This is a genomic window from Allobosea minatitlanensis (assembly GCF_964020775.1).
Map to the genome: position 1 here is coordinate 3,940,019 of NZ_OZ224509.1, position 22,690 is coordinate 3,962,708.

The 22,690-nt window shown below is 67.7% G+C and carries 18 protein-coding genes; 6 read left to right on the forward strand and 12 right to left on the reverse strand.

The window, feature by feature from the left end:
* Nucleotides 1–43 precede the first annotated feature (43 nt).
* The 4 genes from ACWH43_RS19400 to ACWH43_RS19415 are packed head-to-tail and all read right to left on the reverse strand — an operon-like array spanning nt 44 to nt 5,204.
* Nucleotides 44–1,630, reverse strand: a complete 1,587-nt coding sequence (locus ACWH43_RS19400; protein WP_448153589.1) for an ABC transporter substrate-binding protein — start codon at nt 1,628–1,630, stop codon at nt 44–46.
* A gap of 59 nt (nt 1,631–1,689) precedes the next feature.
* Nucleotides 1,690–2,601: an ABC transporter permease gene (locus tag ACWH43_RS19405; RefSeq protein ID WP_158444854.1), complete on the reverse strand. Its 912-nt coding sequence runs from the start codon at nt 2,599–2,601 to the stop codon at nt 1,690–1,692.
* The gene (locus ACWH43_RS19410; RefSeq protein WP_158444855.1) at nt 2,601–3,542 is read right to left on the reverse strand and encodes an ABC transporter permease; all 942 of its coding nucleotides are present in this window, start codon (nt 3,540–3,542) and stop codon (nt 2,601–2,603) included. Before ACWH43_RS19410 ends, ACWH43_RS19405 begins: the two co-directional genes overlap by 1 nt.
* A 15-nt stretch (nt 3,543–3,557) precedes the next feature.
* Nucleotides 3,558–5,204 (reverse strand): amidohydrolase, encoded by a 1,647-nt coding sequence (locus ACWH43_RS19415; RefSeq protein ID WP_158444856.1) that lies wholly within the window; start codon nt 5,202–5,204, stop codon nt 3,558–3,560.
* Nucleotides 5,205–5,528: 324 nt separating this feature from the next.
* Between ACWH43_RS19415 and ACWH43_RS19420 the strand changes: the two genes are divergently transcribed.
* Together ACWH43_RS19420 and ACWH43_RS19425 are read left to right on the forward strand one after the other, a co-directional pair.
* The gene (locus ACWH43_RS19420; protein WP_158444857.1) at nt 5,529–6,107 is read left to right on the forward strand and encodes a cupin domain-containing protein; all 579 of its coding nucleotides are present in this window, start codon (nt 5,529–5,531) and stop codon (nt 6,105–6,107) included.
* A gap of 214 nt (nt 6,108–6,321) precedes the next feature.
* Nucleotides 6,322–8,742 (forward strand): DNA translocase FtsK, encoded by a 2,421-nt coding sequence (locus ACWH43_RS19425; RefSeq protein WP_448153590.1) that lies wholly within the window; start codon nt 6,322–6,324, stop codon nt 8,740–8,742.
* Nucleotides 8,743–8,824: 82 nt separating this feature from the next.
* Here the strand turns inward: ACWH43_RS19425 and ACWH43_RS19430 are convergent, their stop codons facing one another.
* From ACWH43_RS19430 to ACWH43_RS19465, 8 genes are all read right to left on the reverse strand, one after another.
* Entirely contained in the window at nt 8,825–9,805 is a 981-nt protein-coding gene (locus ACWH43_RS19430; RefSeq protein ID WP_158446399.1) for a peptide ABC transporter ATP-binding protein, read from the reverse strand.
* On the reverse strand, nt 9,802–10,824 hold the full coding sequence (locus ACWH43_RS19435) for an ABC transporter ATP-binding protein (protein WP_158446398.1): 1,023 nt from the start codon (nt 10,822–10,824) through the stop codon (nt 9,802–9,804). The genes ACWH43_RS19430 and ACWH43_RS19435 overlap by 4 nt, the downstream gene beginning before the upstream one ends.
* A 4-nt stretch (nt 10,825–10,828) precedes the next feature.
* Complete coding sequence (locus ACWH43_RS19440; protein ID WP_158446397.1) at nt 10,829–11,740, reverse strand: ABC transporter permease subunit; 912 nt, start codon at nt 11,738–11,740, stop codon at nt 10,829–10,831.
* Nucleotides 11,741–11,780: 40 nt separating this feature from the next.
* Complete coding sequence (locus tag ACWH43_RS19445) at nt 11,781–12,791, reverse strand: ABC transporter permease subunit (protein WP_158446396.1); 1,011 nt, start codon at nt 12,789–12,791, stop codon at nt 11,781–11,783.
* Between the two features lie 302 nt (nt 12,792–13,093).
* On the reverse strand, nt 13,094–14,710 hold the full coding sequence (locus ACWH43_RS19450) for an ABC transporter substrate-binding protein (protein WP_158446395.1): 1,617 nt from the start codon (nt 14,708–14,710) through the stop codon (nt 13,094–13,096).
* A gap of 179 nt (nt 14,711–14,889) precedes the next feature.
* Nucleotides 14,890–16,482, reverse strand: a complete 1,593-nt coding sequence (locus ACWH43_RS19455) for an ABC transporter substrate-binding protein (RefSeq protein ID WP_158446394.1) — start codon at nt 16,480–16,482, stop codon at nt 14,890–14,892.
* 206 nt (nt 16,483–16,688) lie between these two features.
* Nucleotides 16,689–16,904, reverse strand: a complete 216-nt coding sequence (locus tag ACWH43_RS19460; RefSeq protein ID WP_158471826.1) for a hypothetical protein — start codon at nt 16,902–16,904, stop codon at nt 16,689–16,691.
* A 104-nt stretch (nt 16,905–17,008) separates the two neighbouring features.
* The gene (locus tag ACWH43_RS19465; protein ID WP_260349645.1) at nt 17,009–18,094 is read right to left on the reverse strand and encodes a LacI family DNA-binding transcriptional regulator; all 1,086 of its coding nucleotides are present in this window, start codon (nt 18,092–18,094) and stop codon (nt 17,009–17,011) included.
* Nucleotides 18,095–18,192: 98 nt separating this feature from the next.
* Between ACWH43_RS19465 and ACWH43_RS19470 the strand changes: the two genes are divergently transcribed.
* Genes ACWH43_RS19470 through ACWH43_RS19485 form a run of 4 tightly spaced genes read left to right on the forward strand, consistent with a single transcriptional unit; the run spans nt 18,193 to nt 22,655 of the window.
* On the forward strand, nt 18,193–19,479 hold the full coding sequence (locus ACWH43_RS19470; protein WP_158445226.1) for an ABC transporter substrate-binding protein: 1,287 nt from the start codon (nt 18,193–18,195) through the stop codon (nt 19,477–19,479).
* Between the two features lie 5 nt (nt 19,480–19,484).
* A complete protein-coding gene (locus tag ACWH43_RS19475; protein ID WP_158445225.1) occupies nt 19,485–20,507 on the forward strand; it encodes a carbohydrate ABC transporter permease in 1,023 nt (340 codons plus the stop codon).
* Nucleotides 20,504–21,571 (forward strand): carbohydrate ABC transporter permease, encoded by a 1,068-nt coding sequence (locus tag ACWH43_RS19480; protein ID WP_260349647.1) that lies wholly within the window; start codon nt 20,504–20,506, stop codon nt 21,569–21,571. Before ACWH43_RS19475 ends, ACWH43_RS19480 begins: the two co-directional genes overlap by 4 nt.
* 16 nt (nt 21,572–21,587) lie before the next feature.
* Entirely contained in the window at nt 21,588–22,655 is a 1,068-nt protein-coding gene (locus ACWH43_RS19485) for an ABC transporter ATP-binding protein (protein WP_158445224.1), read from the forward strand.
* Nucleotides 22,656–22,690: the final 35 nt, after the last annotated feature.

The following is a 22,690-nucleotide window of genomic DNA, read 5'->3' on the forward strand; positions in this document are numbered from 1 at the left end:
GGAAAAGCGCCGCGCGGCCCCTGCCGCGCGGCGCCGATGCAGTTCAGCGCTTCAGCTTGATGTCGAGGCCCTTGTAGAGGCCGGCGCCGTAGATGCCGTGGGCGCGCACGCCCTCGACGCGATCGCCGGCCACGACCCAGAGCGGCTGCGAGACCAGCGGCACCCAGACATTGGCGTCGGTGAGCTGCATCTGGACGGCGCCGATCGCCTCCTTGCGCGCCTTGTCGTCGGTGGCGGTCGCGGCCGCCTTGAGCAGTTCGTCGGTCTTCGGGTCCTTCCAGTTCATCCGGTTGGGCGTCGGCACCTGCCGGCTGGCGAAGTAGAGGTTCAGCGCCTCGGTGGCCGTCACATAGGGATAGGCCATGTAGAAGGCGTCGAATTCCTGCGTGGCGAGCTTGCCCCAGGCGACGGTCGCGTCCCAGAGCTGGATCTTCAGATCGATGCCGACCTTGCGCAGGTCCGCCTGCATCGCCTCGGAGATCCGCGGGTTCACGTCGTTGCGGATGCCGTAGACGGTGAAGGTCGCCTTCTTGCCGTCCTTCTCGCGGATGCCGTCGGCGCCCGGCTTCCAGCCGGCCTCGTCGAGCAGCTTGGCGGCGCCCGCCGGATCGTGCTTCGGCATCGCCGCCGCGGATTCCTTGTCGTAGTCGAGCACAGCGGGGTTGAGCAGCGAGGGCAGGACCTGGCCCTTGCCGAAGAAGATCGCCTTGGCGATGGCCTGCTTGTCGACGGCCATGTTGACCGCCTCACGGATCGCCTTGTCGCTGGAGACGGGCTTGTCGACCTTGAAGCCCATGAAGATGTCGTAGATGTAGTTTTCCTGCCGCTGCACCGTCATGCCGGGGATGCGCTGCATCGTGTCGAGCGCGATATAGGGCATGTAATAGGTCACGTTGGCCTGCCTGGCCTGGATCGCGGCCATCAGCGTGTTCGATTCCGGAATGATCTTCCAGACGATCTCGTCGATCTGCGGCTTCGGATCCTTGTAGATCGGCGGACCCCAATTGTAATAGGGGTTCTTCTTCATCACCAGTTCCTGGCGCGGCGTCCACTTGACCCAGCAATAGGGACCGGTGCCGTTGAAGCCCTGCACGCCGAAATTCTGGCCGAGCTTCTCGACCGTGTTCCTGTCGACCACCGAGGCGAAGGACAGCGCCATCTGGAACAGCAGGTCGCTGTAGGGCTCCTTCAATTCGTAGATCAGCGTCGAATCGCCCTCGGCGCGGATGTCCTTGACCGGGCCGCCGCGGAAGGAGACCGGCGACTTGTTGGCCGGGTCGGTCCAGCGCTTCAGCGAATAGACCACGTCGTCGATGGTCATCGGCCGGCCGTCGCAGAACTTCACATCCTTGCGGATCTTGAAGCTGTAGGTCTTGCCGTCCGGTGAGACCGTCCAGGATTCGGCGAGGCCCGGCTTGATCGTCTTCATGTCGAAATCGACCGTCACCAGCGTATCCGCCAGCATGTACATGACCTCGGCCGCCGCCGTCGCGGTCGAGCGGATCGGGTCGTAGTTATCGGCGTCGATGACGCGCAGGATCGAGAGCGGCGCCTTCTGCTGCGCGACGGCCGGAGCCGCCGCCAGAACCGCGCCGGCCGCGCCGGCCAGAAGCAGAGCGTATCGTTTCATCATCGAGCAAATCCCCTGTTTTCGTTTCTCGAACGCCAGTGACGGATGAAGGGCCGGCGCTATTTGCGCAGCTTCGGGTCGAGCGCGTCGCGCAAGGCGTCGCCGAGCACGTTGAAGGCGAGCACGACCAGGAAGATCACCAGGCTCGGCAGGACCGAGACATGCGGCGCGAAGAACAGGAAGTTGCGCCCGTCCGCCGCCATCGCGCCGAGCTCGGCGGTGGGCGGCTGCGCGCCCAGCCCCAGGAAGGACAGGGCCGCGCCGAGCAGGATCACCTGGCCGAAGCGCAGCGTCACGAAGACGAACATCGCCGAGAGGCAGTTCGGCAGCACATAGCGCAGGATGATGCGCAGATCGGTCAGGCCGAGCGAGCGTGCCGCCTCGATATAGCCCTGCTGCAGCACCACCAGCGCCGAGCCGCGCACGACGCGCGCCATCAAGGGCACCGTCGCGATCGCCAGCGCGATGATGACGGCCAGAAGCCCGGGCCCGAAGATCGCCGCGATGGCGAGGCCGAACAGAATGGCCGGGAAGGAGAGCAGGATGTCCATCAGCCGCATCAGCACGCCGGAGAGCCGCGGGTAATAGGCTGCGGCGAAACCGATGATCCCGCCGATGACGCAGCCGAAGACCACGGAGGCGAAGCCCATCAGCAGCGTCGTCCTGAGGCCGAAGAGCAGGCGGGTGATCATGTCGCGGCCCTGCCCGTCCGTGCCGAGCAGGCCGGCCTCGCCCGGCGCCTTCAGCGTGTTGGCGAGGTCGTTGCCATAGGGGTCGGTCGGGGCGAGCCAGGGCGCGAACACGGCACCGAGGATGGCGAGGACGACGAGGGCGAGCGCGATGCAAGCGCCGACATCGGAGAGCAGCATCCTCAGCACGGATTTCCGGCGCACCGGCGCTGCCGCGACGATGCTGAGGGCGGCATCCACCGCCTTCGGGGTCCGGGAGAGGGGATCGCTGGCGGAGCTCATCAGGCGCCCCTCACGCGGGGGTCGAGCACGGCATAGAGCACGTCCACGGCGAGATTGATCAGGATGAAGCCGAGCGAGAGCACGATGATCGTGCCCTGCGCCATCGGCAGGTCGCTCGACAGGATGGCGCCGACGGCGAGCCGCCCGATGCCCGGCCAGCTAAACACCGACTCGGTGACGACGGCACCGCCGAGCAGGAAGCCGATCTGCAGGCCGATCAGGGTGACGACGGGCACCAGCGCGTTGCGCAGCGTGTGCCGCAGCAGGACGGTGCTCTCGCCGAGCCCCTTGGCGCGGGCGGTGCGGACATGGTCGGCGCCGAGCTCGTCGAGCACCGAGGTCCGCGTCATCCGCGCCACCGGCCCGACGAAGACCCCGCCCAGCGTCAGCGCCGGCAGGATGACGCCCTGAAGCCCTTCCCAGGTCCAGAGCGGCCCCGTGCGGCCGGTGAAGGGCAGGATCGGGTATTTGAAGCCGAAGAGCCAGATCAGCCCGAGCCCGAGGAAGAAGACCGGCAGCGAGACCCCGCCGACCGAGACCGCCATGATCGCCCGGTCGAGCAGCGAGCCGCGGTAATAGGCGCCGACCGTGCCGAGCAGCATGCCGAGCGGGATCGCCCAGACCAGGGAGGCGAGCATCAGCTCGAGCGTCGGGCCGATGGTGGCGCCGAGCTCCTGCGTCACCGGGACGTTGTTGATGATCGAGACGCCGAGATCGCCCTGGGCGAGCCGGCCGATATAGATGGCGAACTGCTTCCAGAGCGGCTGATTGAGCCCGAGCTCCTCGCGGATCGCCTGGACGACGTCCTGCGTCGCGGTCGGCCCGGCGCGCACCTGCGCCGGATCGGTCGGCACCACCTGCATGAGCAGGAAGCCGATCAGCAGCACGCCGAGCATGACCGGCAGGACCAGCAGCAGCCTTTGCAGCGTATGTCGCAGCATTCGCAGTCCCCCGGCCTATTGCGCCGCGGCGGCGAGCTGGCCGTGCCGGTCGAAGACGACCTCGCCGGCCAGCAGCGTCAGGTCGCAGCGCAGATCGTTCTCGACCGCAGCGACCGGCACCGCGAAGATGTCCTGCGAGAGCACGGCGATGTCCGCGAGCTGGCCGGGGACGAGACGGCCGAGCCTGTCCTCGGCGAACTGGGTATAGGCGCCGAGCAGGGTGTAGGCATGCACCGCCTCCGCCATGCTCAGCCGCTCGGCGCCGCCGATCTCGGTGTGGCGCTTGGTCTGGCGGGTGACCATGGTGAAGAGGTTCTTGAACGGGTCGGTGGCGCAGACCGGCGCATCCGAGCTCGCCGCCGCGTGCAGGCCGGCATCGAGCCATTTGCGCATCGGGTAGGAGGCATCGGCGCGGGCCTGGCCGAGATTGGTGACGTAGAGGTCGCCGAACTCGTAGATGAAGGCCGGCTGCGGCACCGGGTCGATGCCGGCGGCCGCCATGCGGGCGAGCTGGCCGTCGGTCAGGAAGCCGCAATGCTCGATGCGGTGGCGCCTTCCGCGGATCGGGTGCTCCGGGCTGTCGGCCTTCTCGATGCCGGAGAGCACCTGCTCGATCGCGGCGTCGCCGATGGCGTGGATCGCGAGCTGGTAGCCGAGCTCGTGATAATGCCGGAGATAGCGATGCATATCGGCATCGGGATAGATGAAGATGCCGCGATTGGCGGGGTCGCCGACCAGATAGGGCTCGCTCATCGCCGCGGTCAGGCCGCCGGCGCTGCCGTCGCCGAAGACCTTCATCGCGCCGTAGCGCAGGAGGCCGGTCTCGCGGCCGAAGCGGTAGCCGGCCGCATGGGCCGCGTCGCCGATGCCGTCGGCGTTGCCATAGATGCAGACCCAGGTGCGGACCGGCAGCGTGCCGGCACGCGCGACCTCCTCATAGGCCTCGAGCTCGGCCATGCCGGCGGTCATGCCGACGGCGGCGTCCATCACGCTGGTGAAGCCCTGCGACAGCATGTAGTGCCCGGCGGTCTCGATCGCGGCCTTCAGCTCGGCGGCGCTCGGGCGCGGCATCGCCTCGACGATCAGCCGCATCGCGCTTTCGGCGAGCAGGCCGGTCAGCCGGTTGCCGCGCCGCTCGATCAGCCCGCCATCGGGGCTCGGCGTGTTGTGGCCGATGCCGGCGGCCGCCAGGGCGCGGCTGTTGACCACGCCGACATGGCCGCAGGTGCGCTTGATGTAGACCGGGTTGTCCGGCGCGGCGCGGTCGAGCTCCTCGGCCGTGGGATGGCGCCGCTCGGCGAGCTCGTTATGATCGTAGCCGCGGCCGACGACCCATTCGCCCGGCTTGCGGCCCTTGGCGGCGGCGGCGATGCGCCCAAGGATCTCGTCGATGCCGTTGACGCCCTCCTCCGGGCGCAGATTGACCTCGCCCATGGCGAGGCCGAGCGGCAGCAGATGCATATGCGCGTCGTTGAGGCCGGGGATGGCGACGCGCCCGGCGAGATCGACGATTTTCGTGCCCGGCCCCTGCAGCGCGGCGATCTCGGCCGCGGAGCTCGCCGCCAGGACCTTTCCGTCCGCGACCGCCAGCGCTTCAGCGAACCCCTCCGCCAGGCCGAGGAAGATACGGCCATTCAACAATACGGTATCTGCGCGTGTCATGACGTGCGCGGCCCCTCGCGTTCAACGTGAATTCTCGCGACGGCAAGAACAGTCCGGCCCGGCAGAACAAATGGCGATCGATGCAGGCGGCAACGGTCCCGTCGCGCCGGGTCCGGCGGAGGCGCACGGAGCATCCTGATCTGAACGGCCGACCCGGATCGTGAAAATTATTCCACCTCGCCTGTTCCCCGTCACATGATTTTCTTGTTGGTTCTGTGGTAGCATTGCTCAGAATATTGAGCGGCGCAAGAGGCCTCGACCAGCGCCCGGGGCATGGCGAGACGCGCCGAGGGCGTCAGGCCCGCATGGCGAAGGGGGATGGCAATGAGCTTCGATGTCGGCGGCAGATTACGCGAAATCCGGCTGGCCGCCGGGCTTTCTCAGCGCGAACTCGCCGCGCGCTCGGGGGTGACGCACAGCCTGATCTCGCTGATCGAGCAGAACCGGAACAGCCCGTCCGTCGCCTCGCTGCGCAAGATCCTCGACGGCGTGCCGATGAGCATGGTCAATTTTTTCGACGAGCGCCGGACGCCGCGCGACCGGGTCTTCTTCGAGGCCGACGAGCTGATCGACCTGACCTCGCGGCTTCATCAGGTCAATGGCGGCGAAAGCCGGGGGCGGATGTCGTTCCGCCAGGTCGGGGACGCCCAGGCCCATAATCTCCAGATCCTGCACGAATCCTACGAGCCGGGCGCCGATACCGGCGTCGCCATGCTCAAGCACGATTCGCATGAGGGCGGCGTGGTCCTCTCCGGGGAGCTCGAGGTCACCGTCGGCGACCAGGCCAAGGTGCTGGGCCCGGGCGAGGCCTATCTCTTCGACAGCCGCGTGCCGCACCGCTTCCGCAATATCGGCACGGAACGCTGCATCGTCGTCAGCGCCTGCACGCCGCCTTATCTCTAGGCGCCTGTCCCCGGCTTTCGGCCATCCGTTTATGCGCCGTTAACCCTGCCCCTCTAGGGAAGAAGACCGGATCAGTCAGTCGTAGTGTTCGCTGTCTTCTATGTATAAACGCGACCGTCATCAGCGAGCAAACAGCTTCGCATCGAGCGAATATCAGGCTCATTCCACAGATGAAGCGCCAGCCCGCACGGGCCGCGCCGACAGGCCGGAGGCCGTGGCGGGGCACGCGCCCGCAGCAACCGCGCCGGTCTATGTCCGCCAGTCCCGCACGCCGGGCAAGGCGAGGCCCGACCAACCGGCGGCGGAGGCCGAGCGGCAGAGCCCGCCTCTGCTGTTCAGCGGCGGACACCCGCCGGCCGTGACGCTCGCCGATTCGACCCGGGTCCGCTTCTGGCGCACGCCGAAGCATCTGATGCACGAGATCTGGGGCATGCCGGACGGTGCCGCCGCCTTGCCGCCGCCGGCGCCCGAGGCCGCCGGACGGGAAGCCGATCTCCTCCCGATCGAGGAGCCGGCGCCGGCCGAGGCCGTCGTCGACGAAGCCCTGACCGACGAGGCCTCGACGGGCGAAGCCTGGTCGGACGAGGCGATGGCGGAGAGCCGGCCGGCCCCGACGGCGGTGACGACGGTCGAGACCGCGCCGCCGCCGGCCGCCGAAGCGCCGCGGGCGAACCCCTTCGCCTTCCTTTCGGATCACGCCTTCTGGGATCTGGTGCCGGAGATCGGTCGCGACGACGGCGGGGCGCCCGCGCCCACCGGCGCAGCGGCTCCCGCTGCGCCCCGGAGCATCCGCGCGGAAGAGGCGGAGGAAGCGCTTTTCGAGGACGCGGCCATGGACGTCGCGGAGCCTGCCCCGGCGGCCGTTCCGCTCGCGGCGGCGCCCTGGCCGAGCTATTCGGTGAATCTGCGCGTCTCGCTGGCGCCCCAGCCGGTGGCGCTGCAGATCGGCGCGGCCCCGGCTCCCGCGCCGGCGCCGCCGCCGCCCCTGCCCGCGATCGCTCCTCCCGAGGACGAGGTCGCGGAAGCCGTCACACCGCCGACTCCGCCGGCCGCGCCGATCCGCAAGGCGGCGCCGGCCCGCCGGCCGGAGCCGCAGGCCGGGTTCCAGCTTCCGCCGATCGAGTTCCTGGCCGAGCCGCCGGAGGACCGCGCCGAGACCATGCCGGTCGAGGTGCTGCAGCAGAATGCCGGCCTGCTCGAAGGCGTGCTCGAGGACTTCAACATCCGCGGCGAGATCGTCCAGGCCTGCCCCGGGCCGGTCGTGACGCTCTATGAACTGGAACCCGCTCCCGGCATCAAGAGCTCGCGCGTGATCTCGCTTGCGGACGACATTGCGCGTTCGATGAGCGCTGTGTCGGCGCGTGTGGCGGTGGTTCAGGGCAAGAACGCCATCGGCATCGAACTGCCCAACACCCGCCGCGAGACCGTCTTCCTGCGCGAGCTTCTGGCCAGCCAGGATTTCGAGGCGACCAAGCACAAGCTGGCGCTGTGCCTCGGCAAGACCATCGGCGGCGAGCCGGTCATCGCCGATCTCGCCCGCATGCCTCACCTCCTCGTCGCCGGCACCACCGGCTCGGGCAAATCGGTCGCGATCAACACGATGATCCTGTCGATCCTCTACCGGCTCAAGCCCGAGGAGTGCCGGCTGATCATGGTCGATCCCAAGATGCTCGAGCTTTCCGTCTATGACGGCATCCCGCATCTGCTCACCCCCGTCGTCACCGATCCCAAGAAGGCGGTCGTCGCGCTGAAATGGGCGGTGCGCGAGATGGAGGAGCGCTACAAGAAGATGTCGAAGCTCTCGGTGCGCAACATCGACGGCTTCAACGCCCGGGTCCAGGAGGCCAAGGCGGCGGGAGAGGTCATCACCCGCACGGTGCAGACCGGCTTCGACAAGCATTCCGGCGAGGCGATCTACGAGGAGGAGGTCATGGACCTCGAGCCTCTGCCCTATATCGTCGTCATCGTCGACGAGATGGCCGACCTGATGATGGTCGCCGGCAAGGAGATCGAGGGCACGATCCAGCGCCTCGCCCAGATGGCGCGCGCCGCCGGCATCCATGTGGTTCTCGCGACGCAGCGCCCCTCGGTCGACGTCATCACCGGCACGATCAAGGCGAACTTCCCGACCCGGATCTCCTTCCAGGTCACCTCGAAGATCGATAGCCGCACGATCCTGGGCGAGATGGGGGCCGAGCAGCTCCTGGGCCAGGGCGACATGCTCTACATGGCCGGCGGCGGGCGCATCACCCGCGTCCACGGCCCCTTCGTCTCGGACAACGAGGTCGAGAAGGTGGTGGCGCATCTGAAGACGCAAGGCCGGCCGCACTATCTCGACGCCGTCACCTCCGAGGAGGAGGAGGCCGAGGGCGGCGAGGACGGCGCCGTCTTCGACAAGACCGGCATGGGCGCGGTCGAGAGCGACGACCCCTACGAGCAGGCGGTCGCCGTCGTGCTGCGCGACAAGAAGGCCTCGACCTCCTACATCCAGCGCCGCCTCCAGATCGGCTACAACCGCGCCGCCTCCATCATGGAGCGCATGGAGAACGAGGGCATCGTCGGTCCCGCCAACCACGCCGGAAAGCGCGAAATCCTCGTCGATGGCGGGCGCGCCCTCCAAGAGGACGAGGATTGATCGGGGCGCTTGTCGCAAGCGCCCCGCACGGCTCCAGATTGTTGACCTGATGCAAAAAAGCCGGCCCGCGAGCCGGCTTTTCTCATGCCGCCTTGGCGAGGAAATCCTCGGCGTAGTGGCAGGCGACGAGGCGTCCGTCGACCTCGCGCTTCTCAGGACGCTCCGCCCGGCAGCGATCCTTCACGAAGGGGCAGCGCGTCGAGAACACGCAGCCCTTCGGCGGGTTGAGCGGCGAGGGCAATTCGCCGCGCAGCACGATGCGCTCGCGCTTGGCCGCGTCGACGCGCGGCGTCGAGGCGAGCAGCGCCTGCGTATAGGGATGCAGCGGACGGGCGTAGATGCGCTCCTTCGGCCCATGCTCGATCGCGTTGCCGAGATACATCACCATGACGTCATGGGCGATGTGCCGCACCACGCTGAGATCATGCGAGATGAAGAGATAGGCGAGCTTCAGCTCCTCCTGCAGGTCGGCGAGCAGGTTGAGCACCTGGGCCTGGATCGAGATGTCGAGCGCCGAGACCGGCTCGTCCGCAACCACGACCTTGGGCGAGAGGATCAGCGAGCGCGCGATCGCGATGCGCTGGCGCTGGCCGCCCGAGAACATGTGCGGATAGCGGTTGTAATGCTCGGGCCTCAAGCCGACCTTCGCCATGATGGCGCGGGCCTTCTCCGTGCGCTCGGCCTTGGAGAGCGTGGTGTTGATCTTGAGCGGCTCCTCCAGGATCGTGCCGATCTTCTTGCGCGGGTTGAGCGAGCCATAGGGGTTCTGGAACACGAACTGGACGGTACGGCGCAGGCGCTTGCGCTCGCTGGCCGGCGGATGCACGGCGTCGAGTCCGTCCAGCGTCAATGCGCCCGAGGTCGGGGTCTCGATCAGCGTCGCCATGCGCGCCAGCGTCGACTTTCCGCAGCCGGATTCGCCGACGATGGCAAGCGTGCGCCCGGCCTCGACCGCGAAGGAGACCTTGTTGACGGCCTGCAACTGCGCCGGCGGCTGGAACAGGCCGCGCTTGACCGGATAGATCTGGGTGAGCTCGCGGGCTTCGATGACGGGGGTGCTCATCGCGTCGCCTCCGTCGTCAGCCCGGCCTCGTCACGGGCGCGCTCGGCATCGCGGTTCGGATCGCCGAGCGGATAATGGCAGCGCACGCGACCGTCCATCCAGGCGCGCAGCTCTGGCTGGACATTGCGCGAATGCGCGGTCGCATAGGCACAGCGCGGGCTGAACAGGCAACCCTTCGGCCGGTCGTTGAGGCCCGGCACCATGCCGGGAATGGTGGCGAGCCGCGTCGCGTTCTCGCTGCGCTCCGGCAGGGCCGCGAGCAGCGCGGCGGAATAGGGATGCTGCGGGTCGGCGAAGAGCGCGTCGACCTTGCGCTCCTCCATGATCTGGCCGGCATACATCACCATGATGCGCTGCGCCGTCTCGGCCACCACGCCCATATTGTGGGTGATCAGCACCAGCGCCATGCCGCGCTCGCGCTGCAAGGACATCAGGAGTTCGAGGATCTGCGCCTGGATGGTGACGTCGAGCGCCGTGGTCGGCTCGTCGGCGATCAGCAGACGCGGGTTGCAGGCGATCGCCATCGCGATCATGACGCGCTGGTTCATGCCGCCGGAAAGCTGATGCGGGAAGGCCGTCAGGCGGCTTTCCGGCGCGGGGATGCCGACCTGCTCCAGAAGCTCGATCGCCCGGCGCTTCGCCGCCTTGCGGTCCATGCCCTCGTGCTTGCGCAGCGTCTCGGCGAGCTGGAAGCCGATGGTGAAGCATGGATTCAGGCTGGTGCTCGGCTCCTGGAAGATCATCGCCACGTCCTTGCCGGTGATGTGGCGGCGCTCGCGCGCGGACATGGTCAGGAGGTCGCGGCCGTCGAAGCGCAATTTGTCGGCGCGGACGCGGCCGGGATAGCCGACGAGGCCCATCAGCGCGAGCATGGTGACGCTCTTGCCGGAGCCGGATTCGCCGACCACGCCCAGCACCTCGCCCTCCTCGAGGGTGAGGTCGATGCGGTCGACGGCGCGCAGCGTTCCCTGCGAGGTCGGGAACTCGACGCTGAGGTTTTCGATCTCGAGCAGGGGCATGGGATCAGCGCTTCAGTTTGGGGTCGAGCGCATCGCGCAGGCCGTCACCGAGAAGGTTGAAGGCGAGCACGGTGATGAGGATGGCGAGGCCCGGGAAGGTGACGACCCACCAGGCGCGCAGCACGAATTCGCGGGCGTCGGCCAGCATCGTGCCCCATTCCGGCGTCGGCGGCTGGGCGCCGAGGCCGAGGAAGCCGAGCGCGGCCGCATCGAGGATCGCGGTCGAGACGCCGAGCGTCGCCTGCACGATGAGGGGGGCCGCGCAGTTCGGCAGGATCTCGGAGAACATCAGCCGCACCGTCTGCGCGCCGCTGACCTTGGCCGCGACGACGTAATCCTTGGAGGTTTCGGCAATGACGGCGGCGCGCGTGATGCGGACGTAATGCGGCAGCACGACGATGGCGACGGCGAGCATCGCGTTCATCAGGCCGGGGCCGAGGATCGCGACGATGACGATGGCGAGCAGCAGGCTCGGCATCGTCATCAGGATGTCCATGAAGCGCATGATCGCGATATCGGCAATGCCCTTGAAATAGCCGGCGATCAGGCCGAGCACGACGCCGACGACGATGGCGAGCGCCACCACCGCGATACCGATCACCAGCGAGAGCCGCGCGCCGTAAAGCAGGCGCGAGAGGATGTCGCGGCCGATCGCGTCGGTGCCGAGCGGGTAGGAGATCGAGCCGCCCTCCTGCCAGAAGGGCGGCTTCAGGAAGACCGCGTTGTTGGTCATGTCGGGATCGTGCGGCGCGATCAGCGGCGCGAAGAGCGCGCAGAGCAGCACCAGCACGATGACGACGAGGCCTGCGACGGCGCCGCGATTGGCGCTGAAATAGGTCCAGAACTCGCGGGCCGGATGAGGCGGCGTGCCGCTGGGCGCGGCGACGGCGGGGGCTTCGAGGGTTTCGGCGGTCATGAGCGATGGCTCCGCTGGGAGCGGGACTGCGAGGGACGGTTCATCTTGCATGCCTGATGCGCGGGTTGATCAGGCCGTAGAGCAGGTCGACCAGCAGGTTGACGCTCATCACGACCATTCCCAGGAGCAGGGTCCCGCCCTGCAGGACCGGGTAGTCGCGCCGGCTGATCGCCTCGATCAGCCATTTGCCGACGCCGGGCCAGGAGAAGATCGTCTCGGTCAGGATCGCGCCGGTGAAGAGCGTGCCGACCTGCAGGCCGATGACGGTGACGACCGGGATCAGCGCGTTGCGCAGCGCATGCAGCGCGACCACGCGGATCGGCGCCATGCCCTTGGCGCGGGCGGTGCGGATATAGTCCTCGCCCAGCACCTCCAGCATGGCCGAGCGGGTCATGCGGGCGATGACGGCGAGCGGCACCGTGCCGAGCACGATCGCCGGCAGGACGAGATGCGACAGCGCCGACCAGAAGGCGTCGATGTCGCCGGCGAGCAGGCTGTCGATGGTGAGGAAGCCGGTGACCGGCTCGATGAAGTACTGCACCGCGATGCGGCCCGAGACCGGCGTGATGCCGAGCTGCACCGAAAACAGCAGGATCAGCAGCAGCCCCCACCAGAAGATCGGCATCGAATAGCCGGTGAGCGAAATGCCCATCACGCCATGGTCGAAGATCGAGTTCCGCTTCACCGCGGCGATGATGCCGGCCGGCAGCCCGACGATGAGCGCGATCAGGATGGCGCAGAGCGCGAGCTCGATGGTGGCCGGGAAGAGCTGGCCGAACTCGGAGAGGACGTTTTCGCGCGTCACGATCGACTTGCCGAGATCGCCCTGCACCACCCGCTCGATATAGACGCCGTACTGGGTCAGCAGCGGCTTGTCGAAGCCGTATTCCTTGACGAGCTGGGCGTGGCGGGCCGGATCGATGCCGCGCTCGCCCGCCATGGTCTCGATCGGGTCGCCGGGCACCAGCCGGACGAGGAAGAAGGCGAGCAGGGTGATGCCGATGAAGGTCGGTATCACGAGGCTGACCCGTGTCAGGATGAAGCGGAGCATGGTTTTGCCAGTCTCATCGGCCGGCACGGGGCATCGCGCGCGGCGTTTTTGTCTTCTCGTTTTATTCAAAAGCGAAATCCGGCGCAGCGCAAACACCAGATCCGGCCAAATATCAAGGCGATCGGAGAGGCGAATCGCCGCCGTTCCGGCATCCCGGCACCGCGCCGCGAGGGCCGGAACGGCAGGCCCGCAAAGATCCGCTCCGCCGCGGCGCAACATCGTGACCCGGGACCGCGCCGGCATCGCAATGATCGCAAAGCCGGCGCTTTCGCGCGTCTTTCACCACAAAACGGTGAGAAACCTCACTTCGCGAGCGAAACGCCGAAGAAGGGCTGCCCGCCGAAGAAGTGGATCTTGTAGTCCTTCACCTCCTTGCGCACCGGCGTGAAGGCCTGCGCATTGGCGAAGAGCAGGCCCGCCACGTCCTGGTGGAACAGCTCCTGGAAGCGCGTGTAAAGCTTGGCCCGCTCGGCCTGGTCGGTGATCGTATTGGCCTTGGCGAGCGCGTCCGAGGCCTCCTGGTTGCACCAGCCGGCGCGGTTGGCGCCGGTCTTGACGCCCTCGCAGGTCCAGCCCGAGAGCAGGATCTGGCTCGGATCGGGATAGTCCCAGGTATAGCCGAACATGCCGACCTGATGCTCGCCGGCCCGGCCGCGCTTGAGATACTCGCCCCATTCGAAGGTCTGGATCGTCGCCTTGACGCCGATCTTGGCCCAGTCGGCCTGGATCAGCTCGGCGGCGCGGCGGCCGTTCGGCATATAGGCGCGCACCACCGGAATGGCCCAGAGCGTCGTCTCGAAGCCGTCCGGCAGGCCGGCCTCCTTGAGCAGCGCCTTGGCCTTCTCGGGATCGTAGGGGCGCGGCTTCAGCGCCTCGTCATGCGACCACAAGGCCGGAGGGACCGCCGCCGCCGTGGCCTTGCCGGTGCCCTGATAGACCGCGTCGATGATGGCGGGGATGTTGGTGGCATAGGCCAGCGCCTCGCGCACGCGCCTGTCGTCGAAGGGCTTCTTGCGCTCGTTGAAGGCGAGGAAGCTCTGGTCGGCGATGCTGCCCTGGAGGACGTTGAGATTGGCATCCGCCTTCATCGCCGCGAGGTCGCCCGGATTGGGATAGCGCGCGATCTGGCATTCGCCGGAGCGGACCTTGGCGAAGCGCACCGCGGCGTCCGGCGTGATGACGAAAATCAGGTCGTTGACCAGCGCCATGCGGTCGCGGTCGCCGACGGCCTTGGTCCAGTGGTCCGGCACCGCCTTGAAGCGGATCATCGCATCCTTCTGATAGGCGACGAGCGAGAACGGGCCGGTGCCGATCGGCACGAGGTCGACCTGCTCCGGCGTGCCGGCCTTGCTCATCGCCGCGGCATATTCCGCCGAAAGAATGGACATCGGCTCGACCGAGAGCGCCGAGAGCAGCGGCGCGTTCGGCTTGGAGAGCGTCAGGCGCACCGTGTAGTCGTCGAGCTTCTCGATCGACTTGAAGCTCGGCTTCACGATCTCGGTGAAGAACTGGTAGTTGCCGCTGCCGACCTTGTTGTAGGGATTCGCCTCGTCGGACATCCGGCTGAAGGAGAACACCACGTCGTCGGCATTGAAGTCGCGGGTCGGCGTGAAGGCCTTGTTGGCGTGCCACTTCACGCCCTTGCGCAGCTTGAAGGTGTAGCTCAGCCCGTCATCCGAGATGGTCCAGGATTCGGCGAGGCTGGGGACGATCTGGGAGCCGCCGCGCTGCGTCGCCGTCAGCCGCTCATAGACCTGCGCCGCCACGTCATAGGCGGTGTTCTGGCTGCTGAACTGCGGGTTCATGAAGTCTGGGCTCGCCTCGGAGCAGACGACGAGCGTCTGCGCCCCGGCGGCGGCGGGCAGCAGCAGGACGCTCAGCCCCAGGGCGATGGCGGCGGTACAGGCGCGAACGACCATGGCGGTTTCTTTCGATGGTGGCAGGACGGAATCCGGCGCAGGGCCGGCTGCCCCTCGCCTTCCGCCCGAAAGGATGCGGCCCGCGGGCCGCATCCGTCGGCAATGCATCAGCCGCGCCAGCTCATTCGGCCCGGCCTGGCCACTGGGCCAGCCTCACTTGGCCAGCTCACTTGGCCAGCTCACTTGGCGATATCGACGCCGTAGAAGGTGTGGCGGCCGAAGGGCGAGAGCTTGAAGTCCTTCACCTCCTTGCGGATCGGCTTGAGCTGGATCGCATGGGCGATGGTGAACCAGGGCGACTGCTCCTTGAAGATCACCTGCGCCTGCCGATAGAGCTTCTCGCGCTCGGCCTGGTCGGTGATCCTCTTGGCCTTCACGACGAGGTCGTCGAAGGGCTTGTAGCAGAACTTCGCGACGTTGCCGCCGTTGTTCTGGGCCGCGTCGCAGCCGAGCAGCGTGTGCAGGAAGTTGTCCGGATCGCCGTTGTCGCCGGTCCAGCCGAACATGCCGGTCTGGTGCTCGCCCGCCTGCAGGCGCTTGCGATACTCGCCCCATTCATAGGTCTTGATCTCGGCCTTGACGCCGACCTTTGCGAGGTCGGCCTGCATCAGTTCGGCGATGCGCTTGGCGTTGGGGTTGTAGGGGCGCTGCACCGGCATGGCCCAGAGATCGATCTCCAGCCCGTTCGGATAGCCCGCCGCGGCGAGCTCCTTCTTGGCCGCCTCCGGATCGTAGGGATCGTCCTTGACCGTCTCGTTATAGGACCACATCGAGGGCGGGATCGGGTTGATCGCCGGAATGCCGCTCGACAGGTAGACCGCGTCGATGATCGCCTTCTTGTTGATCGCCTTGTTGATGGCGTGGCGCACGCGCACGTCGTCGAACGGCTTCTTGGTGGTGTTGTAGGCGAGATAGCCAATGTTCAGGCCGGGCTGCTCGAGGATCTGGACGTTGGCGTCCTTGCGCATCGCGTCGAGATCGGCCGGGTTCGGATAGGGCATGACATGGCATTCGCCCTTCTGGAGCTTGGCCCAGCGCACCGAGGCGTCCGGCGTGATCGCGAAGACGAGGTCGTCGATCTTGGCCTTGCCGGCCCAGTAGTCGGGGAAGGCCTTGTAGCGGATGATCGCGTCCTTCTGGTACTGGACGAGGTAGAACGGGCCGGTGCCGACCGGGTCCTGGTCGAGCTTCTCGGGCGTGCCGGCCTTGAGCATGGCGTCGGCGTATTCCTTCGACTGCACGCCGGCATATTGCATGGCGAGATCGGCGAGGAACGGCGCCTCGGGCTGGTTCAGCGTGATCCTGACGGTGTAGTCGTCGACCTTCTCGACCGATTTGAGCAGCTTCGGCATGCCCATGTCGTTGAAGTAGGAATGGTTCGAGCTGGTGACCTTGTAATAGGGGTTGTCCTCCTTCCACTGCCGCTCGATCATGAACATCACGTCGTCGGCATTGAAGTCGCGCGTCGGCTTGAAGCTCTTGTTGGACTGCCACTTGACGTTCTTGCGCAGGTGGAAGGTGTAGGTCAGCCCGTCGGCCGAGATGTCCCATTTCTCGGCGAGCGAGGGCAGGACCTTGGTGCCGCCGCGCTCGAACTGGACGATGGTGTCGTAGATCTGGGCGCCGGCGTCGAAGGAGGTGCCGGTGGTGTTGACGCTCGGCGCGAAATTCTCCGGGCTGCCTTCCGAGCAGTAGACCAGGGTCTTGGCCGCGAGCGGCTGCGCGGCCATCAGGGCGGACGCCGACAGCGTCGCCAGCAACAGTTTTTTCATATGGACTCTCCTTGACCCCTCTGCGCCGTCTCCGGCGGTTACGGCTCCGTTGCATCGGAAGCTCCGCGGGCGGAAACCCCCGGGCCGCCTTGCCGACAGCTTATTGAAAGTCGCGAGGCCGGGATAGTCGTCCGAAAGGCGCGGAAGGCAGCGCGACGGCGGACGGTAAACGGCGCGGGCGACCCGTCGGGCACCCCGCCCGCCCCTCACCCGGCTTCGTAGGCGGCGCGGGTGATGCCGTAGCGCGCGAGCTTGTCGTGGAAGGTCTTGCGCGGGATGCGCAGCGCCTCCAGCATCGCCTTCACGTCCCGGCGATGGGCCTCCAGCGCCTCGCGGATCGGATTGGCCTCGATCGTCCCCAGCCGCTCCGGCAGGCTGAGCGCGGCGGCGTCCTCCCGCAGCGCGGCGCAGGACAGGCGCAACGAGCAGCGGAATGCCTCACCGCGACGCCGATGGTCTTCCCGACCTCTGGCCGCCGGCCGGGGCGGCGCGCCGGCCGGGGCGGTACCCGGCCGGCGGCCGGCGTTCAGGGCAGCGCCTCGTGCGGCACATGGATCTCCGCGGTGGCCGCACCGCTCCAGAGCAGGCGCAACTGTTCGAGGACATGCCCGCCGAAGCTCTCATAGGGAATGCGGATCGAGCTCAGCCAGGGCGCGATCCAGCGGTTGAGGGCGTTGCCGTCGACGCCGACCAGCCTGCAGTCGCGCGGGATCTCCAGACGCGATTCGACCGCGAGGCGATAGGCGCCATAGGCGATCAGGTCGCTGACGCAGAGGAGGCCGCGCGGCCAGCCGCCCGCGCCCACCAATATCCGCGCCGCGGCATAGCCGATCTCGATATGCGACAGGCCCGGCGCGCTCGCCCGCCGGATCTCGCTTTCGGGCACGCCGCGCGCGACCAGCCGCTCGACGAAGCCGGCGGCGCGTTCGGCGGTGCTCGAGATGTTCTGCGCCGCCATCAGCACGGCCGGCCGGTCGATGCCCTGCGCCAGCATGAAATCGGCAGCGTCGGCGCCGGCGGCGCGGTTGTCGATCCCGACATAGGCGCCGCCGCCGAGCGGGTTGCGCCGCGCCACGAAGACGACCGGATCGCCGCGCCCGAGGGCCTGCTCGAGGCCGCGGCTGCGCACCGCGCTGACCATGACGTAGCCGGCGACGAACTGGTCGCGCATCGCCTGGAGGTAGTCGTCCTGCAATTCCGGGCGGTCATGGGTGTCGCACAGGATCATCACATAGCCGGCGGCGCGCAAAGCCGCCTCGGTCGAGACGGCGATGGCGGCCATGGCGGGGTTGTCGAGATTGGGCGCGAGCATCGCCACCACCCGGCTCGCCCGCCGGCGCAGCGCGCGCCCGACCGGGTTGGGGCGGTAGCCCAGCCGCTCGATCGCTTCGGCGACGCGCGCCACCGTCGCGGCCGAGGCGCGCCCGCTCTTGCCGTTGACGATGCGCGAGACGGTCGACATCGAGACCCCGGTCTCCCGCGCCACCGTGGCGAGCGAGACGGCCTCCTGCCGGAGCTTTCCCGCCTTAGCCGTCGTTCCGGGCGCCATCCTGCCGCCGACCTCCCATCTTCCGCCGCCATCGGCCGGTGCGAAGCCGGCTAAGACAGCCATGCCGGCAGGGCTGCCCGTTGACAAGCTAGGCAAACGTTTGCCTTAGTGGATGTCAAGACGCTCGACGAGGCGTCGCATTTGCTCAGGGGATGAAGCCCATGCAGAGGACACACCGGATTTCCGCCTTCGCCGCGACGGCCGGCCTCGCGATCGGCCTGATGGCCACGACCGCCTTCGCCCAGACCACGGTGCGCATCGCCTGGTATTCCGACGGCAATGAGGGCGAGGTCGTCTCCGACCTGCTGAAGCGCTTCGAGGCACAGAACAAGGACATCAAGGTCGCGCTCGACCAGGTGCCCTACAAGGCGATCACCGAGAACCTGCCCGTGCAGCTCGCCTCCGGCCAGGGGCCGGATATCGCCCGCGTGGTCGACCTCGGCGGTGTCGCCCGCTACGCGCTCGACCTGCGGCCCTATCTCAAGGATGCTTCCTACTGGGAGAAGAATTTCGGGCCGTTCCTGCCCTGGATGCGCCCGGAAGGCGATTCCAGCGCGATCACCGGCTTCATGACGCAGCTCACCGTCACCGGCCCCTTCGTCAACAAGACGCTGTTCGAGCAGGCGGGCATCGCCCTGCCCGGCGCCAAGGCGAGCTGGGAGGATTGGGGCAAGGCGGTCAAGGCGGTGGCCGACAAGGTGCAGGCGCCGTTCCCGCTCGCCATGGACCGGTCCGGCCATCGCTTCTTCTCGGTCGCGGTCGCGGAAGGCGCCAAGGTCTTCGACGACAAGGGCGAGCCGGCCGTGATCGACGACGGCTTCAAGCGCGCCGCCAAGCTGGTCTATGACTGGCACAACAGCGGCGTGATGAAGAAGGAGCTCTGGGGCTCGGTCTCCGGCACCGCCTATCGCGGCGCCAATGATGAGTTCAAGAACGCCCAGGTGGTGCTCTACCATTCCGGCTCCTGGCAGATCGCGCAGTTCGACAAGACGGTCGGCGACGCCTTCGACTGGGTCGCGGTCCCCTCGCCCTGCGGCGCGGGCAACTGCTCGGGCATGCCGGGCGGCGCCGGCCTCGTCGCGATCAAGACGACCAAGAATCCGGAAGCCGTCGCCAAGGTGATGGACTATCTGGCGAGCGAGCCGGTGCTGAGCGAGTTCTATGCCCGCTCGCTGTTCGTGCCGGGCCATCTCGGCATCGCCGCCAAGGGCCTCGACTACAAGGATGCAAGCCCCCAGGCCAAGGCCGCGCTCAAGGTCTTCTCGGACCAGGTCGCGCAGCTCTCGCCGGTCGCCTACAAGCTGCAGGGCTATGTCAACAACCGCGTCATCTTCAACGCGGTGATCAGCCGCCTCGGCCAGGCGATCTCCGGCGAGGGCACGCTCGACGAGGCCTATAAGCGCATCGAATCCGACGTCGCCCAGCAGATCGCCGAGCGCAAGAAGTAAGAGCCATGGCCGCCGCGGAGACAAAGCCGCGCCGGGACGGCGCGGGCGGCGCCGGCAGCCTCGCCGCGCCGCTTGCGCTGCTCATGCGGCTCGTCGACTGGCCGATGCGGGCGCTCCAGCGCCTGATCGGCGAGCGGCGGATGGCCTATGTCTTCATCCTGCCCAACCTCGCCTTCTTCTCGCTCTTCGTCTTCCTGCCGCTGCTCATCAACTTCGTCTTCTCGGTCACGGGCGGGGCGGGGCTGTTCCCGAGCGAGCGTCCTTTCGTCGGGGCGCAGCAATACGGCTATCTCTTCGATTGCGGCTCCTTCCTCGACCCCTCCTCCTGCCGCGAGGACCATTTCTGGCGCGGCGTCGCCAACACCGCCCGCTTCACAATCTTCCAGGTCACGGCGATGGTGCTGCTCTCGCTGCTGACGGCGGTGGTGCTGAACATGAAGATCCGGGCGCGCGGCTTCTTCCGCGCGGTCTATTTCTTCCCGGTGCTGCTCTCGCCGGTGGTGGTGGCGCTGACCTGGAAATGGATCCTGCAGCGCGACGGCCTGCTCAACGCCGCGATCACCTCGCTCGGGGGCGAGCGCATCCTCTTCCTGGTCGATCCGGGCTGGGCGATGTTCTGGATCGTCTTCGTCTCGATCTGGGCCCATATGGGCTTCTACACGCTGATCCTGCTCGCGGGCCTCCAGGCCATCCCCGCCGATCTCTATGAAGCCGCCGAGATGGACGCGACGCCGCGCTGGCGCGTGTTCTGGCGCATCACCCTGCCGCTGCTCTGGCCGAACATGATCGTGGTGATCGTGCTGGCGCTGATCCGCGGCGTGCAGACCTTCGACGAGGTCTTCGTGCTGACCGGCGGCGGGCCGGGCACCGCGACGCTGATGATCGTGCACTACATCTACGAGACCGCCTTCGCCAACCAGGTCCAGAATTTCGGCCTGGCGGCCGCGGCCTCCGTCGTGCTCGGCGTGGTGCTCTTCGCGCTGACGCTGGCCCAGCTCGCGGCGAGCCGCCGCAAGGGGGCCGCATGAGCCGGTCCGGCGGCAACAAGCTGACCCGCATGATGGCCGCCCGGCGCAAGCCCGGCCGCTGGCATTGGACCGATATCGCGGCCTATGCCTATCTGGCGCTCGGCGTCGTGCTGATGTTCGGCCCGGTGCTCTGGCTCGGCCTGTCCTCCTTCAAGACCCAGGCCGGGCTGCTCGAATTCCCGCCCTCGCTGCTGCCAATGTCGCAGAAGGAGGTGGCGGTGCCCGGCCAGGCCCAGAAGCTGCCGCTCTTCGAGGTCGAGATGCCGGACGGCAGCAAGCGCGTGCTGGCGCAGATCCGGCGCGTCGGCATCCAGGCGCAGATGGTCGATCCCGCCAATCCAGGCGAGGTCATCCGCGTGCCGATCGACAAGCGCAGCCCCGTGCGCGAATTCAAGCTTGCGACCGAGAACTACACCGAGCCGCTGGAGCGCTTCGCCTTCACGCGCTTCCTGTGGAACTCGGTCTTCGTCACGCTGGTCGCGACCATCATCACGCTGATCATCAACTCGATGGCGGCCTATGCCCTCTCGATCTACGAGTTCAAGGGCAAGACGGCGGTGATGCTGATGGTGATCGGCACGCTGATGATCCCGATCACCATCATCCTGGTGCCGGTCTATCTGGTGATCACCAAGCTCGGCCTCGTGAACTCGCTCTGGGCGGTGATCCTGCCCGGCGCGGCGACGCCGACCGGCGTCTTCCTGCTGCGCCAGTACATGCTGACCCTGCCGCGCGACCTGATCGAGGCCGCGCGCATGGACAAGGCCTCGGAATGGCAGATCTACTGGCGCATCGTCATGCCGCTCGCCATGCCGGCGCTGGCGGTGCTGGCGATCTTCTCAATCATGTGGCGCTGGAACGAGTTCCTCTGGCCGCTGGCCGTGCTGACCAAGACCGAATCCTACACCCTCCAGATCGGCCTCAACGCCTTCCAGGGCGAGTTGCAGACGCAGTGGCACTACCTGCTGGCGATGACGGTGGTGACGCTGCTGCCGGTGGCGCTGGTCTTCGTCTTCCTGCAGCGCTTCATCACCACGGGCATCGCCAATACGGGCATGAAATGAGGGAAGTGAGCTCCGCATGGCCGAACTGAAGCTCTCCGGCGTCCGCAAGGCCTATGGCGCGACGACGGTGCTGCACGGCATCGACCTCGAGGTCGCCGACGGCGAGTTCGTCGTCTTCGTCGGCCCGTCGGGCTGCGGCAAGTCGACCCTGCTGCGCTCGATCGCCGGGCTGGAGGAGATCACCGGCGGCACCATCGCGATCGACGGGGTCGACGCGACCCATCTGCCGGCCTCCGAGCGCGGGCTCGCCATGGTGTTCCAGTCCTATGCGCTCTATCCGCATATGAGCGTCTATGCGAACATGGCCTTCGCGCTGGAGAACATGGGCTTGCAACGCGCGGAGATCGACAGGCGCGTGCAGCGCGCCGCCGGGATGCTGCGGCTCACCGACTATCTCGACCGCAAGCCCAAGGCGCTCTCCGGCGGCCAGCGCCAGCGCGTCGCCATCGGCCGGGCCATCGTGCGCGACCCGAAGATCTTCCTGTTCGACGAGCCGCTCTCGAATCTCGACGCGGAGCTGCGCGTCGCGACGCGCAAGGAGCTCGCCGCGCTGCATGGCGAGATCGGCGGCACGATGATCTACGTCACCCACGACCAGGTCGAGGCGATGACGCTGGCCGACCGCATCGTCGTGCTGCAGGGCGGCCGCATCGAGCAGGTCGGGACGCCGCTCGACCTCTACAACCGCCCGGACAATCTCTTCGTCGCCGGCTTCATCGGCTCGCCGCGCATGAACCTGCTGCCCGGCCGCGTGACGGAGCCCGGCAAGGTCGCGCTGGGCGAGGCGGGGCATGAGGTCGCCTGCGAGACCGGCCTGCTGGCGAGCGGAGCGGCGGTGACGCTGGGCATCAGGCCCGAGCATCTGGCCCTGGCTCCCGAGGGCCGGGGGCTGCCGCTCGCGATCGAGCTGGTCGAGCGGCTCGGCGGCGAGAGCTATCTCTACGGCCGCAGCGCCGGCCTGCCGCAGATCACGCTGCGGCTCGACGGCCAGAGCGGGCACGAACGCGGCAGCACGGTCGCGCTCGCCTTCCCGCAGCAGAGCCTGCATCTGTTCGACGAGGCGGGCCAGTCGGTCAGGATTTGAACATGTGCGCCGTCATTCCGGGGCAGGCCTCAGGC